Origin of the sequence: Streptomyces sp. CCM_MD2014, assembly GCF_000772045.1 — a bacterium.
Classification (GTDB): Bacteria; Actinomycetota; Actinomycetes; order Streptomycetales; family Streptomycetaceae; genus Streptomyces; species Streptomyces salinarius.
Genome location: NZ_CP009754.1, coordinates 1,094,702 through 1,108,756, shown reverse-complemented (window position 1 = coordinate 1,108,756; position 14,055 = coordinate 1,094,702). Strand labels below are relative to the sequence as shown.

The following is a 14,055-nucleotide window of genomic DNA, read 5'->3' as shown; positions in this document are numbered from 1 at the left end:
TTGGCGTATCACTCGGACCCCCTCGCAAGCTGGTTGGCGGCCGGGGTCGGCCCGCCGCCCTCGTAGGTGACCCTCCACAGCGCCGACTTGGAGTCCGAGGTGAAGAAGCCGCGGCCGTAGTCCAGGACGTACAGCGCGCCGTCCGGGCCGAACTTCCAGCCCATCAGGTTCTTGATGCCGTCGTTGCCCACCGGCACGATCTTCTTCAGGGACTCCGAGTGCACCGGCAGACCGCCGTCGCCCTGCGTCTTCGGGTCCATCAGCACCGCGTTGCGCGGCTGGTCGGCGTCGTAGAAGTCGCCGACGAACCACTTGCCGTCCCAGTACGCGGGCCACTTGGTGTCACTGGTGCTGTCGGCGTCGTAGCGGTAGACCGGGCCGTTCATCGCGGCCTGGCCGCCGCCCTTGAGCCAGGGCAGCCGGTAGGTGGCCTCGTCCTGCTGGTACGACGGGACGCCGTTCTCGTCGCGCGGGTAGTCGGGGCCGCCGCCCTGCGGCGAGTACCAGATGTTGTTGCCGGTCACCGGCGGCAGGTTGACCAGGCCGTCGTTGTTCGGCGACTCGTTCTTCGGGTGGTCGCAGTCGTACCAGCCCAGCGGCTTCGACGGGTCCGGCAGGTTCCGGTCCCGGTACGGCTGCTTGTTGCCCATGCAGTACGGCCAGCCGCGGTTGCTCGCCTCGGTGATCACGGCGAACGTGTCGTACTTGGCCGGACCCCACGTCGGCGACGGGGCGCCGGCGTCCGGGCCGACCCAGCCGGCGTACAGGGTGTCGGTCTTCTTGTCGACGGAGATGCGCGCCGGGTTGCGCACACCCATCACGTAGATCTCGCCCCGCGTCTTGCCACCGCCCTCGGCGGTCTCCTTCCCGGTGAAGAGATTGCCCTCCGGGAGCGTGTACGTCCCGTCGGGCTCCGGGTGGATGCGCAGGATCTTGCCGTTGAGGTTGTTGGTGTTGCCGGCCGTGCGGCGCGCGTCGGCGAAGGAGACGCCCTTGAAGTTGGGCTCCGGGTTGTTGCCGGAGTAGCCGTCGCTGAAGCCGCTGGAGTTGTTGTCACCGGTGGCGATGTACAGGTTCCCCTTGGAGTCCCAGGCCATCCCGCCGCCCGCGTGGCAGCAGCTGTGGATCTGCACCGGCCACTTCAGCAGCACCTTCTCGCTGCCCAGGTCCAGCTTGTTGGTCGCGAGGTCCAGCGTGAAGCGGGAGACCCGCCGCTCGGCCATGTGCGTGTCCCGGTCAATCCCGGAGTGCGGGGTGTAGTGCAGGTACACCCACCCGTTCTCCTCGAAGTCCGGGTCCAGTTCGATGCCGAGCAGGCCCTCCTCGACCTTGGTCAGCTCGTCGCCGCCGCCCTTGTTGCCGAAGACGGTCAGCTCACCGGCGAGGGTGACCTTGTCGGTCTTCGGGTCCCAGACGTGGACCTGGCCCTTGCCCTTGCCGACGTCCGGGTCGTTCCAGTCGGTCACCACGGGCTGGGACGAGTCCGCGCCGCCGCGGCCGATGTAGAGGACGCGGCCGTCGGGGGCGGTGACCAGGCCGTGCGGTTCGCCGATCTGGTCGTTCTGGCCGGGCTGGTTGGGCTCGGTGAGCCGCTCGGCCTTGTAGTTGGCGTTGATGGTCGCCTTGCAGTCGGCCTGGGACAGCCGGGTCGTCCACATCAGGGCGCCGCGCAGATGGCTGCGGAAGTCGGTCTCGTCGTACGACGACACCGTGCCGCCCATGCCGGTGTAGAAGGACCGGCCGCCGTCGTAGTCACGGCACCAGCTGACCGGGTGGTCCCAACCGTTGGCGCTCGCCCCGGGCGCGTACGTCGACTCGCGCACCCGGGCCACGGTGTGCACCTCGCCGGACGGGTTCTCCTTCCAGTTCAGCCACTGGTCGGGGCGCTTCCACTCCATCGGCAGGTCCTTGGTGGCCGGATGCCGCCGGTCACCGACCTCGACCGTGGCCCGCTGGACCTTCGCCGGACTGTCGGCGGCCGGACGCGCGCCGACCAGACCGGTGAACCAGTCCGAGTACGGCTCAGCGCGGGCCGCGTCATGGATGCCGAGGAACCCGCCCCCGGCCTCCATGTACGCCTCCAGCCCCGCCTCCTGGGCGGGCGTCAGGACGTCGCCGCCGCCGGTCAGGAACACGACCGCGTTGAACCGGCCGAGCTTCTTCCCGTTGGTGAAGACATCGGCGTTGTCCGTGGCCTCGACCTTGAAACGCTCCCTGGCCGGCCCGGAGAGCCCGATCCGCTCGATGGCCGCGATCCCGGCGTTCACGACCGGCGACTCGTCCCCGGCCGCGGCGGATCCGTAGAAGATCAGCACCCGTACGTTCGCGCCGCCCGGAGGCGACTTGATCGACATCGTTGTCAGAGATGGGTCCGGCGCCGGACGTGCGCTGGCGGCAGGGCCGGCCAGCAGTCCCGCGGCGACGAAAGCGGCGGTGGCGCACGCCGCCCAGCCTCTTCTTCTCGCGCTCAACCCGTTTAAGGGCATGGGCACCTCCTCGGTCACGGCAGCAGCGCCAAGGAAGCTAGACCTCTTTGCGCGATACGCCAATAGGTATGACCGGGATCGAACGAACTTTGTCCTGAGTGTGGATAAACACGTCGGCAACCGGTACGGTCCCACAGGTTCGTCACAGCCAATCAGGTCCTGGGTGCGCGCACATTCCGTATCGGCGTGGGGAGTTGGGCATGGACAGGCGAGGCTTCAACCGACGGGTACTGCTGGGCGGCGCGGCCGCGGCGACATCGTTGTCCATCGCCCCGGAGGCCGTGGGCGCGCCGCCCGCGGCCAAGGGGATCACCGCGAGGACGGCGCCGGCCGGGGGCGAGGTGAGACACCTCAAGATGTACGCCGAGAAGCTGCCCGACGGGCAGATGGGCTACGGCTTCGAGAAGGGCAAGGCGTCCGTCCCCGGCCCGCTGATCGAGCTCAACGAGGGCGACACGCTGCACATCGAGTTCACCAACACCATGGACGTGCGGGCCAGTCTGCACGTCCACGGCCTGGACTACGAGATCTCCAGCGACGGCACCGCGATGAACAAGAGCGACGTCGAGCCCGGCGGCACCCGCACGTACACCTGGCGCACCCACAAACCCGGACGCCGCAGCGACGGCACCTACCGGCCGGGCAGCGCGGGCTACTGGCACTACCACGACCACGTGGTCGGCACCGAACACGGCACCGGAGGCATCCGCAAGGGCCTCTACGGCCCGGTGATCGTGCGTCGCAAGGGAGACGTGCTGCCGGACGCCACGCACACGATCGTCTTCAACGACATGACCATCAACAACCGCGCCCCGCACACCGGTCCCGACTTCGAGGCCACCGTGGGCGACCGCGTCGAGATCGTCATGATCACGCACGGCGAGTACTACCACACCTTCCACATGCACGGTCACCGCTGGGCGGACAACCGCACGGGCATCCTCACCGGGCCCGACGACCCGTCCCGCGTCATCGACAACAAGATCACCGGCCCGGCGGACTCCTTCGGCTTCCAGATCATCGCGGGGGAGGGGGTGGGCGCCGGGGCGTGGATGTACCACTGCCACGTGCAGAGCCACTCCGACATGGGGATGGTGGGCCTGTTCCTCGTGAAGAAACCGGACGGCACGATCCCCGGATACGAGCCGCACGACCACGGCGGGACGGCCGCGAAGAGCGCGGCGCCGGATGCGGAGGCACCGGCGCAGGAACACCGGCACGAGCACTGAGCCGGCGCCCGCGGCCGGGCAGCCCGTCCCGGCCGCGCACCAGCACCTTCCCCACCCCGGGCACGCGTCCTCCCGCCCGGTGGCTGCCGCTATCCTGAGCCGCAGCCGCCGAGGAGGAACCGTCCGTGACCGAGACCGCGCCGCGCCCCACGCTCGAGGCCGTGGCCGAGCGCGCCGGGGTCTCCAGGGCCACCGTGTCCCGCGTCGTCAACGGCGCCCACGGGGTGCGGGAAGCGCTGGCCGAGCGGGTCCGGCGCGCCGTGGAGGAACTGGGATACGTGCCCAACCAGGCCGCCCGCTCCCTGGTGACCCGGCGACACCAGGCCGTCGCCGTCGTCGCCGCCGAACCGGAGACCCGGGTCTTCGCCGACCCCTACTTCGCCCAGCAACTGCGCGGCATCAGCAAGGAACTGACGGCCCACGACAACCAGCTCGTGCTGCTGCTCACCGAGGGCCGCGAGGACCACGCGCGCGTCGGCCGCTACCTGGCCGGCGGGCACGTCGACGGCGCGCTCGTCTTCTCCCTGCACCTGGACGACCCGCTGCCCGGCCTGGTCCGCGGCGCCGGCCTGCCGACCGTCTTCGGGGGACGCCCCCACTGGGACGACGGGCGGGACGACGTGGTCTACGTGGACAGCGACAACCGGGGCGGCGCCCGCTCCGCCGTCCGGCACCTGGCCGGGCTCGGCCGCACCCGGATCGCCCACATCACCGGCCCGCTCGACCAGACCTCCGCCGCCGACCGGCTGACGGGCTTCCGCGACGTCCGGTCCGGCGCCGGTGCGGAGCTGACCGCCCGGGGCGACTTCACCTCGGGCGGCGGGGAACGGGCGATGCGCGAACTGCTCGACCGGTGCCCCGACCTGGACGCCGTGTTCGCGGCCAACGACCTCACCGCGGCGGGCGCCCTGCGAGTGCTGCGCGAACGCGGGCGGCGGGTGCCGGACGACGTGGCCGTCGTCGGCTTCGACGACATGCTGCCCGTCGCCGAGGAGACCGACCCGCCGCTGACCACCGTCCGTCAGGACATCGAGGGCATGGGCCGGCTGATGGCCCGCCTGCTGCTGCGCGGCCTGGACGGCGGGCCGGCCGCCGATGACACCGACGCCCCCCGGGCCGCGGCCACCACGGCGCCCGGCGTGGTCCTGCCGACCACCCTCGTGCGCCGCGCCACGGCGTGAGCCGTTCGCGCCGCCGCGCCGCCCGGGCCGCGCTCCCGGCTCGGACGCGGGCGGGGCACGCCCGCGCGCGAGCCGGGCACCGTCCCGTGCGTGCGGGCACCGGACCGGGCGCACGAGCGGGACGCGCCGGTGCGCGTACCCCGGTGCCGGGCCGCGACCTGGGGCGCGCCGGACACGCCCCCGCTCCCTACCCCTGGCGCGGGGCCGGCCTGAGGATCGCGAACCGGGCGCCGTAGGGGTCGGCGAGCCGTGCCACGCGGCCGACGCCCTCGATGTCCGTCGCGGGCATCCCCACCGAGCCGCCCAGCTCGGAGGCCCGGGCGACCGTGGCGTCGGCGTCGTCGACCGCGATGTAGGGCAGCCAGCCGGCACCGGTGTCCGCCGGGTCCTCGGCGAGCGGGACGACGCCGCCGAACATGGCCTCCTCGCCCTCCCCGGCCGGATTGAGGCACGTGTAGGAGCCGCCGGGGAAGGAGACGGCCGAGGTCTCCAGGCCGAGCACCGCACGGTAGTACGCGGCGGCGGCCGCGACGTCCGCCGTGTGCAGCTCGACCCAGCACAGGGCGCCGGTCTCGCCGGCCACGTCCAGGCCTTTGCGCTGCCCCGGCTGCCAGATGCCGAACGGCACCCCGGCCCGGTCGGCGAGGATCGCCATGGTGCCCTGGTCCATGACGTCCATCGGCTGCACGAGAACTCCGCCGCGGGCCTCCCCGGAGGCCTTCGCGGCGGCCCCGGCGTCCGGCGCCTGGAAGTACACGGTCCACGACGGCGGGCCCTGCTCCTCGGTCGTACGCATGCCGCCGGCCACGATCCGGCCGTCCAGCTCGAAGAAGCCGTAGCCGCCGGCCTCCGGTCCCGCCGACCGGAACCGCCAGCCGAAGAGACCGCCGTAGAAGGACACGGCGCCGTCGAGGTCCGGGGTGCCGACGTCGAGCCAGTTCGGGGCGCCGGTGACATAACGGGTGGTGAGCATGATCGCCCTCCTCGGAAGGGTCCCGTTGCCTGCACTGACGAGTCTTCCACCGACCACTGGCAACCGCTTCCGCGCGCCGCCGTGCGCCGCCGTGCGCGGCAAAGGACGATCTGATCGGCTGGGGGTGGCGGACGCGCGGCGTTGATGCCGCGTTGATCGAACGTTTTTCGTCCCCCGGCACGCTGCTGGCCATGCACATCGAGACGACCGCGACGCCCGACCTCAGCTGGCAGGAGCAGGCGTTGTGCGCGCAGACCGGGGGAGACTTCTTCTTCCCCGAGCCCGGCAGCTCGGTACGGGACGCGAAGCGGATCTGCGCCCTGTGCCCGATCCGCTCGACCTGCCTGGAGTTCGCCATGCGCAACGACGAGCGCTTCGGCGTCTGGGGCGGCCTGTCGGAGAAGGAGCGGCTGGCCCTGCGGCGCACCACTCCCTGAACGCGGTCCGCACGGGCGCGGGGAGCCCGTGCGGACCGGAACCGGAGCGGTCAGCCCGCCGCCCGGGCCGCCATCCGGGCCTTGCGCGCCGCCAGCTTCTCGTCGAACTTGGCGGCCTCGGCGTCCAGACCGCCCATGTACAGGCCGAGTTCCTCCTGCGCCTGCTGCCCCTCGGGGCCGAGGCCGTCGATCTCCATGATCTTCAGGAAGCGCAGCACGGGCTGGATCACGTCGTCGTGGTGGATGCGCAGGTTGTAGACCTCGCCGATCGCCATCTGCGCGGCGGCCCGCTCGAAGCCGGGCATGCCGTGACCCGGCATCCGGAAGTTGACCACCACGTCCCGGACCGCCTGCATCGTCAGGTCGGGCGCCAGCTCGAAGGCCGCCTTGAGCAGGTTCCGGTAGAAGACCATGTGCAGGTTCTCGTCGGTCGCGATGCGGGCCAGCATGCGGTCGCAGACCGGGTCGCCGGACTGGTGGCCCGTGTTGCGGTGCGAGATGCGCGTGGCCAGCTCCTGGAAGGCCACGTACGCCACCGAGTGCAGCATCGAGTGCCGGTTGTCCGACTCGAAGCCCTCGCTCATGTGGGCCATGCGGAACTGCTCCAGCTGGTCCGGGTCCACCGCGCGCGAGGCGAGCAGGTAGTCGCGCATCACGATGCCGTGCCGGCCCTCCTCCGCGGTCCAGCGGTGCACCCAGGTGCCCCAGGCGCCGTCGCGGCCGAAGAGGCTGGCGATCTCGTGGTGGTAGCTGGGGAGGTTGTCCTCCGTCAGCAGGTTCACCACGAGGGCGATCCGGCCGATCTCGGTGACCTTGGACTGCCCCTTCTCCCAGGCCTCGCCGTCCTCGAAGATCCCCGGGAAGTTCCGCGCGTCGCTCCACGGCACGTACTCGTGCGGCATCCAGTCCTTGGCGACCTTCAGATGCCGGTTGAGCTCCTTCTCGACCACTTCCTCCAGCGCGTACAGCAGCCGGGCGTCGGTCCATTCTGCGGAAGTGCCGAGGTGCGGGGAGACGATCGTCACGAATAACTCCATGGGGACGTACGACAGTGCGGTGCGGCCGGCGAGCGGTGCCGGGGAACCTACGGGATCGTAGGCTACGAAACCGTAGGTTACGAGGGCGTAGGTTAAACACACTGTAAAGGCCGCTGATCAGCCACCGTCCGGCGGAGTACGACAAGGCCCCGAGACCCGCAGGTCCGGGGCCGTACGGTCGTCCCCGGCGCCGTGCTCAGGCGTACAGCTCCCGCAGCCGCACCGAGAGGCACGTCACACAGCCCTCCAGCTTCTCGAACTCCCCGATGTCGACGAGCACCGGCTCGTGACCGAGGTCGGCGAGCAGCTCCGCCGTCTTCGGCGCGCTCGCCGCCATCAGCAGCTTGGCGCCGCCGAGCAGCACCACGTGCGCCCCCGACTCCTCCGGCACGGGCAGGAAGCGGGGGAACAGCGAGGGCACGTCGGTCATCGGGATGTGCCCGATCACCGTCCCGTCCGGCAGCGCGGTGACCGCCGACTTCAGGTGCAGCACCCTGCTCACCGGCACGGCGACGACCCGGGCGCCCAGCGGCTCGAACGCCGCCCGCACCTGCTGGACACCGGCCGCGTTGGTGCGCCCGCCGCGGCCCACGTAGATCGTGTCGCCGACCTTCAGCACGTCGCCGCCGTCCAGCGTGCCGGGCTCCCAGACCCAGTTGACCGAGCAGCCGAGCCGGGCCACGGCCTCCTCGACACCGGCCGTCTCCGCGCGCCGCGACTCGGCGCCGGGCCGCGTGAGCAGGGCGACGTTGCGGTACACGACGACGATGTCCTCGACGAAGACCGAGTCCGGGCAGTCGTCGGCCGGGTCCACCTCCAGCGTCTCCCAGCCGTGCGCACCGAGGGCCTCGACATAGGCGTCCCACTGCTCGACGGCACGGCCGTGGTCCACCTCCTCCCGCTCGATGTGCGTCACCAGCCCTTCGGCGAGCTTCGGGCTGGGGCGGCGGACGAGGGCCTTCTTGCTGGGCACGAGGGGCTCTCCGGGGTCTCCGAATCGGCGCTGGCTGCTCCGGCGCCACGTATCGGCGCCGGTTCGCCATCATGCAGCGGGGAGCTGGGCGGACGGAACCCCCGTCAGCCCCTCGTGGCCCTCCTGAGATGCTCCGCGGTGCTGGAGCCGCGGGCCGAGAGCAGCTCGCGCGGGGTGCCCTCGAAGATCACCCGGCCGCCGTCCCGCCCTCCGTCCGGACCGAGGTCGATCACGCGGTCGGCGTGCGCCACCACGTCCAGGTTGTGCTCGACGACCACGACCGTGTTGCCGCTGTCCACCAGCCGGTCCAGCAGGGACAGCAGGCCCTGGACGTCCGACATGTGCAGTCCGGTGGTCGGCTCGTCCAGGACGTAGACCGCGCCGGTGCGGTGCAGCCGGGTCGCCAGCTTGATCCGCTGCCGCTCACCCCCGGAGAGCGTGGACAGCGGCTGCCCGAGGGTGAGGTAGGTCAGGCCCACGTCGCGCAGGGCGTGCAGCCTGCGGCGTACGCCGGTGTCGGCGAAGAAGCCGAGGGCCTGGTCGGCGGTCATCGCGAGCACGTCGGCCACGGACCGGCCGTCCACCGTCAGCCGCAGCACCTCCTCCCGGAAGCGGCGCCCCTCGCAGTCGTGACAGGTGGTCGTCACCGGGTCCATGAAGGCGAGGTCGGTGTGGATGATCCCGCGCCCCTCGCAGGTGCCGCACGCCCCCGCCGAGTTGAAGCTGAAGAACCCCGGCTCGGCACCGGTCTCCCGGGCGAAGACCTTCCGCACCGTGTCCATGATCCCGAGGTACGTCGCCGGGGTGGAGCGGGCCGAGATGCCGATGGCCGACTGGTCGACGACCACGGCGTCCGGGTGGGCGGCGGTCAGCTCCGCGACCAGCGTGCTCTTGCCCGACCCGGCGACCCCGGTGACCGCGGTGAGCACCCCGGTCGCGAACGCCACCGTCACCTCCCGCAGGTTGTGCCGGTCCGCGCCCTTGACCCACAGTTCGCCGGTGGGCGTGCGCACGGTCTCCTTCACCGCCGTACGCCGTCCCAGGCACCGCCCGGTGAGCGTGTCCGAGGCGGCCAGCCGGTCCGGCGTCCCCTCGAACACCACCCGGCCGCCGTCGGCGCCGGCCCCCGGCCCCATGTCGACGACGTGGTCCGCCAGCGCGATGACGTCCGGGTCGTGCTCGACCACCAGCACGGTGTTTCCCTTGTCGCGCAGCCGCAGCAGCAGGTCGCCGAGACGCCCCACGTCACGCGGGTGCAGTCCGACGCTGGGCTCGTCGAAGATGTACGTCATCCCGGTCAGGCTGGACCCGAGGTGCCGCACGGTCTTCAGCCGCTGCCCCTCGCCGCCGGAGAGCGTGGCGGTCTCCCGGTCCAGGCTGAGATAGCCGAGGCCGATGGCCTCCACCCGCTCCAGCGCGGCCACCGCGGCGGCCGCCACCGGCAGGGCCACCGGGTCGTCGATCTCCCGCAGTACGGCGATCAGGTCGGTGATCTGCATCCGCGAGCAGTCGGCGATGGAGCGCCCGCCGATCCGGGACGCGAGCGCGGCCGCGTTCAGCCGGGCGCCGCCGCAGTCGGGGCAGCGGGCCTCGACCAGGAAGCCGCGCACCAGATCCCGTGTCTTCTCGCTCATGCCGGACAGGTCCCGTTTGAGGTACAGCCGTTCGAACCGGTCGGCGAGGCCCTCGTAGTCGGTGCTCCACGTCCCGCCCGAGCCGCTGACGGTGACCTTGCTGCCGGGCCGCCCGCGCATCAGGAAGGCGCGCTCGGCGTCGGTGAAGTCGCCGACCGGCTTGTCCCCGTCCAGCTCATCCGTGTTGGTGTACGTCTGCCCCTGCCAGGTCCCGGCCGCGAACGGCGGGAAGCGGACCGCCCCGCCCGCCAGCGACCGCGCCGGGTCGAGGATCCGGTCCCAGTCGGGCTGCACCCTGCGGCCCAGCCCGTCGCAGCCGGGGCACATGCCCGACGGGTCGTTGAAGGAGTACGCCGTCGCCCCTCCCGCACTGGGGGTGCCGTGCCGGGAGAACAGCACCCGCAGCACGGAGTGGATGTCGGTCATCGTGCCGACCGTGGAGCGGGAGTGGCCGCCGACCGGCCGCTGGTCGACGACGATGGCGGGGGTCAGATCCTCCAGGGCGTCCGCGTGCGGCCGCTCGTACTTGGGCAGCCGGTTGCGCACGAACCAGGTGAACGTCTCGTTCAGCTGGCGCCGCGACTCCACCGCGATCGTGTCGAACACGACCGACGACTTCCCCGATCCCGAAACGCCGGTGAACACGGTCAGCCGGCCCTTCGGGATGCGGAGCGTGACGTCCTGGAGGTTGTTCTCCCTGGCCCCGGTGATGCTGATGAATGCGCTCATCCAACGGACGCTAGGCGCGATACCCGACAGCTTCCGGCGTGATTTCCCTCAGTTCCCCCTCCTCCAGCAGCAGCCACCGCGTGATGCCGAGCGACTTCAGGAACGGCAGGTCGTGGCCGGCCACGATCAGCGCCCCCTCGTAGGCCTCCAGCGCGGTGGTGAGCTGCCGGACGCTCGCCATGTCCAGGTTGTTGGTCGGCTCGTCCAGCATCAGCAACTGCGGCGCGGGCTCGGCCAGCATCAGCGCCGCCAGCGCCGCCCGGAAGCGTTCGCCGCCGGACAGCGTCGCCGCCTGCTGGTCGGCACGGGCGCCCCGGAACAGGAAGCGTGCCAGCCGCGCCCGGATCCGGTTGTCGGTGGCACCCGGCGCGTACCGGGCCACGTTCTCGGCGACGCTCAGCTCGTCGTCGAGGACGTCGAGCCGCTGCGGCAGGAACCGGAGCGGCACGTGCGCCGTCGCCTCGCCGGCCACCGGCGCCAGCTCCCCCGCGACGGTGCGCAGCAGCGTGGTCTTGCCCGCGCCGTTGCGGCCGACCAGCGCGATCCGCTCGGGGCCGTGCAGATCCAGACCGCCCTTGACCCGGGCGCCGTGGGCTAGCTCCAGGTCGCGCAGGGTGAGCACGGTCCGGCCCGGCGGCACGGCCGTGTACGGCAGGTCGACGCGGATCTCGTCGTCGTCCCGAACGGCCTCCACCGCGTTGTCGAGCCGCTCCCTGGCCTCGGCGAGCTTCTCCTCGTGCGTGACGCGGTACTTGCCGGCCGACTGCTGCGCCGTGCGGGCGCGCAGCTTCATCACCGCCCGCGGCTCGCGCTTGGTGTCGTACATCTTCTGCCCGTACCGCTTGCGCCGGGCCAGCACCACCTGCGCGTCGGCCAGCTCCCGCTTCTGCCTGCGCAGGTCCGACTCGGCGACCCGCACCATGCGTTCGGCGGCCTCCTGCTCCACGGCCAGTGCCTCCTCGTAGGCCGTGAGGTTGCCGCCGTACCAGGTGACCGTGCCGGAGCGCAGGTCGGCGATCTGGTCGACCAGCTCCAGCAGCTCGCGGTCGTGGCTGACCACGACCAGGACGCCCGGCCAGGACCGGACGGCCGCGTACAGCCGCCTGCGCGCGTACACGTCGAGGTTGTTGGTGGGCTCGTCCAGCAGCAGGGCGTCGGGGCGGCGCAGCAGCAGCGCGGCCAGGCGCAGCAGCACCGACTCGCCGCCCGAGATCTCCCCGACGGTGCGGTCGAGCCCGAGGTGGCCCAGCCCCAGCTCGCCGAGGGTGGCCAGCGCGCGTTCCTCGACGTCCCAGTCGTCGCCGAGGGTCTCGAAGTGCTCCACGCTCGCGTCACCCGCCTCGATGGCGTGCAGCGCGGCCCGCCGGTCGGCGACGCCGAGCGCCTCGTCGACGCGCAGCGCGGTGTCGAGTGTGACGTTCTGCGGCAGATGGCCCACCTCGCCGGCCGCCCGGACGGTGCCGTCGGTGGGGGTGAGCTGCCCGGCGATCAGCTTCAACAGGGTGGACTTCCCGGCGCCGTTGACGCCGACGAGCCCGGTCCTGCCGGGGCCGAAGGCGACGTCGAGTCCCTCGAAGACGGCGGTGCCGTCGGGCCAGGCGAAGGACAGGGACGTACAGGTGAGGGAAGCGGGGGAAGTAGACATACGGGTCTCCGCGGTTGCTCGAAGCGGTCAGGGGCAAACGCGTATCGAGACACCGGAAGCGGGCGGCCACCGTCGGACGAGGGAGGGCATGGAAGAAGCCCTGCTCCGCAAGGAGGCACGGACGGCTCGAACGCCGAGGTCGCACGCGGCGCCCACACGTGAGATACGTGTGACGCGGTGTCTCAGGACCTCAGACGAGCAACGTCCTTCTCCAATCGGCGGCAACAGAAGCGGTATTGAACTTAAGAGAGACCCGGTGGCCTGTCAACGCGTTTACCCGGGACCCGGACACCGACTCGCTCCACGGCCCGAGGAGGCCCCCGTGCCCAACGGCTCGCTCTCACTGCCGGCCCGGCTCTGCCTGCTGGCCTGGGACCCCGCGCGGTCCACGGCCGCCGACTCCGGCCGGGTCCACCACCTGGTGCGCGCCGGCGCGCTCACCGAACTGGCCCGGCGCGGTCTGCTCACCGACGACGAGGGCATCGCCACGCCCGCCGACCTGGACTCCCGCACCGGGGACGCGGTCCTCGACGGCCTGCTGGAGCTCGTCCGCGAGTCGATGCCGCGCCGGTGGCGCACATGGGTGCGGCTGTACGCCCGGGTCACCTACGACGCCGTGCGGGAGCAACTCGTCGCCGAGGGGTACGTGAGGGCCGAGAAGAGGCGCGTGCTCGGCGTGTTCCCGTCCGTGGACCACGTGCTCGCGCGGGCCGCCGTGGCGCGGGCGCTGCGCGAGGAGGCACGGCAGGTCGTGCAGGGGCCGCGGCCGGCCGGGGAGGTGTCCGAGCGGGACGCGGCCATGGCGGTGCTGGCGGCCGCCGCCGGGCTGGGCGTCCCGGAGGGCTGGGGGAGCGGAGCGCGCGGCCGGGACCGGATCGCGGAGCTGACCGCGCGGTGCGGGAGCGCGGCCCCCGGCATGCGGAAGATCGTGGGCGAACTCCGGGGCGCGGTGAGCGACGAGACCACGCGGGCGCAGGCGCCGGCGTCGGCGGGCTGAGGGTCCGCCGCCGCGGATCCGGCCGGGCGGCCGGCCGGTCAGCAGCTCCCGCGCATCAGCTCCGCCAGGTCGTGGTCCAGATCCAGTTGAAGATGCTCCAGACCCACCGGCACCAGCTCGCCGGTGGCACTCAGGAACCGGCGCAGCTCGCCCGAGCGCACATGGATCACGGCGGTGCCCTCGGGCGCGTGGAACTCCAGCACGGTGCGGTCGTACCCGTACGGGCGCACCCGGACGTCGCCGTGGCCGTTCGGCTCCCGCATCCCGGCGATCAGCAGCTCGCGGGAGAAGGTCCAGCAGACCTCCACGCCCTCGAGGGTGGCCGGGGCGGGGAAGGTCATGCGGACCGCGAACGGGTCGGTGCGGTCGTAGCGCAGGGTGGCGGGGATGCTCGGCATACGCGGCGCGGCGGCGACGAGACGCGCCTCGACGGGCTGCTCGATGACGGTGGACAACGCCTTGCTCCCTCGTGACGGCTGGACGGGCTTCGGAGGTGGTGCGGGCCGGGCACTGGAAGAGACGTCGGAATCAGCCCATCCGTGCACACGACGAGCGAGTGACCTCTGTCACCGCGTTCATGCCCGGGGCGACCCGGGAGTGACACGGCTCTCCCCGCGTGCCCCGAAGGGCACTTGCGGCACTCGTGTGCCACGCGCGCGTGGCGGGCGGCACCGGCCGGCGCCGGCCGGCGCCCTCTGGACGGCGTCCGGACGGTGGGCTAGCTTCGCCCGCCA

The 14,055-nt window shown here is 72.1% G+C and carries 11 protein-coding genes; 4 read left to right on the top strand and 7 right to left on the bottom strand.

Annotated features, from left to right (window positions below):
• Positions 1 to 8: 8 nt before the first annotated feature.
• Positions 9 to 2,486 carry a ThuA domain-containing protein gene (locus NI25_RS04885; RefSeq protein WP_199560823.1) on the bottom strand — a complete coding sequence of 826 codons (2,478 nt, stop codon included), beginning with the start codon at positions 2,484 to 2,486 and terminating at the stop codon, positions 9 to 11.
• A gap of 200 nt (positions 2,487 to 2,686) precedes the next feature.
• Here NI25_RS04885 and NI25_RS04880 point away from each other — a divergent pair, with 200 nt between their 5' ends.
• Entirely contained in the window at positions 2,687 to 3,715 is a 1,029-nt protein-coding gene (locus NI25_RS04880) for a multicopper oxidase domain-containing protein (RefSeq protein ID WP_061441259.1), read from the top strand.
• A 125-nt stretch (positions 3,716 to 3,840) separates the two neighbouring features.
• Positions 3,841 to 4,896: a LacI family DNA-binding transcriptional regulator gene (locus NI25_RS04875; protein WP_061441258.1), complete on the top strand. Its 1,056-nt coding sequence runs from the start codon at positions 3,841 to 3,843 to the stop codon at positions 4,894 to 4,896.
• Positions 4,897 to 5,083: 187 nt separating this feature from the next.
• Here the strand turns inward: NI25_RS04875 and NI25_RS04870 are convergent, their stop codons facing one another.
• Positions 5,084 to 5,869 carry a VOC family protein gene (locus NI25_RS04870; RefSeq protein ID WP_061441257.1) on the bottom strand — a complete coding sequence of 262 codons (786 nt, stop codon included), beginning with the start codon at positions 5,867 to 5,869 and terminating at the stop codon, positions 5,084 to 5,086.
• Between the two features lie 191 nt (positions 5,870 to 6,060).
• Here NI25_RS04870 and NI25_RS04865 point away from each other — a divergent pair, with 191 nt between their 5' ends.
• Positions 6,061 to 6,306 carry a WhiB family transcriptional regulator gene (locus NI25_RS04865; protein WP_061446748.1) on the top strand — a complete coding sequence of 82 codons (246 nt, stop codon included), beginning with the start codon at positions 6,061 to 6,063 and terminating at the stop codon, positions 6,304 to 6,306.
• Between the two features lie 50 nt (positions 6,307 to 6,356).
• Here NI25_RS04865 and NI25_RS04860 read toward each other — a convergent pair whose 3' ends face one another.
• From NI25_RS04860 to NI25_RS04845, 4 genes are all read right to left on the bottom strand, one after another.
• Positions 6,357 to 7,331 (bottom strand): acyl-ACP desaturase, encoded by a 975-nt coding sequence (locus NI25_RS04860; RefSeq protein ID WP_061441256.1) that lies wholly within the window; start codon positions 7,329 to 7,331, stop codon positions 6,357 to 6,359.
• A 208-nt stretch (positions 7,332 to 7,539) separates the two neighbouring features.
• Entirely contained in the window at positions 7,540 to 8,316 is a 777-nt protein-coding gene (gene ddaH, locus NI25_RS04855; protein ID WP_061441255.1) for a dimethylargininase, read from the bottom strand.
• Positions 8,317 to 8,420: 104 nt separating this feature from the next.
• A complete protein-coding gene (locus NI25_RS04850; RefSeq protein WP_061441254.1) occupies positions 8,421 to 10,679 on the bottom strand; it encodes an ATP-binding cassette domain-containing protein in 2,259 nt (752 codons plus the stop codon).
• Positions 10,680 to 10,689: 10 nt separating this feature from the next.
• Complete coding sequence (locus NI25_RS04845) at positions 10,690 to 12,324, bottom strand: ABC-F family ATP-binding cassette domain-containing protein (protein ID WP_061441253.1); 1,635 nt, start codon at positions 12,322 to 12,324, stop codon at positions 10,690 to 10,692.
• A gap of 322 nt (positions 12,325 to 12,646) precedes the next feature.
• On the opposite strand from NI25_RS04845, the gene NI25_RS04840 reads away from it, so the two are divergent.
• A complete protein-coding gene (locus NI25_RS04840; protein WP_061441252.1) occupies positions 12,647 to 13,321 on the top strand; it encodes a GOLPH3/VPS74 family protein in 675 nt (224 codons plus the stop codon).
• Between the two features lie 38 nt (positions 13,322 to 13,359).
• Here NI25_RS04840 and NI25_RS04835 read toward each other — a convergent pair whose 3' ends face one another.
• Entirely contained in the window at positions 13,360 to 13,776 is a 417-nt protein-coding gene (locus NI25_RS04835; protein ID WP_061441251.1) for an SsgA family sporulation/cell division regulator, read from the bottom strand.
• Positions 13,777 to 14,055 lie beyond the last annotated feature (279 nt).

Coding starts and splice junctions, on each gene's coding strand:
- NI25_RS04885 (WP_199560823.1), bottom strand. CDS start 2,486: ATGCCCTTAAACGGGTTGAGCGCGAGAAGAAGAGGCTGGGCGGCGTGC.
- NI25_RS04880 (WP_061441259.1), top strand. CDS start 2,687: ATGGACAGGCGAGGCTTCAACCGACGGGTACTGCTGGGCGGCGCGGCC.
- NI25_RS04870 (WP_061441257.1), bottom strand. CDS start 5,869: ATGCTCACCACCCGTTATGTCACCGGCGCCCCGAACTGGCTCGACGTC.
- NI25_RS04865 (WP_061446748.1), top strand. CDS start 6,061: ATGCACATCGAGACGACCGCGACGCCCGACCTCAGCTGGCAGGAGCAG.
- NI25_RS04850 (WP_061441254.1), bottom strand. CDS start 10,679: ATGAGCGCATTCATCAGCATCACCGGGGCCAGGGAGAACAACCTCCAG.
- NI25_RS04845 (WP_061441253.1), bottom strand. CDS start 12,324: ATGTCTACTTCCCCCGCTTCCCTCACCTGTACGTCCCTGTCCTTCGCC.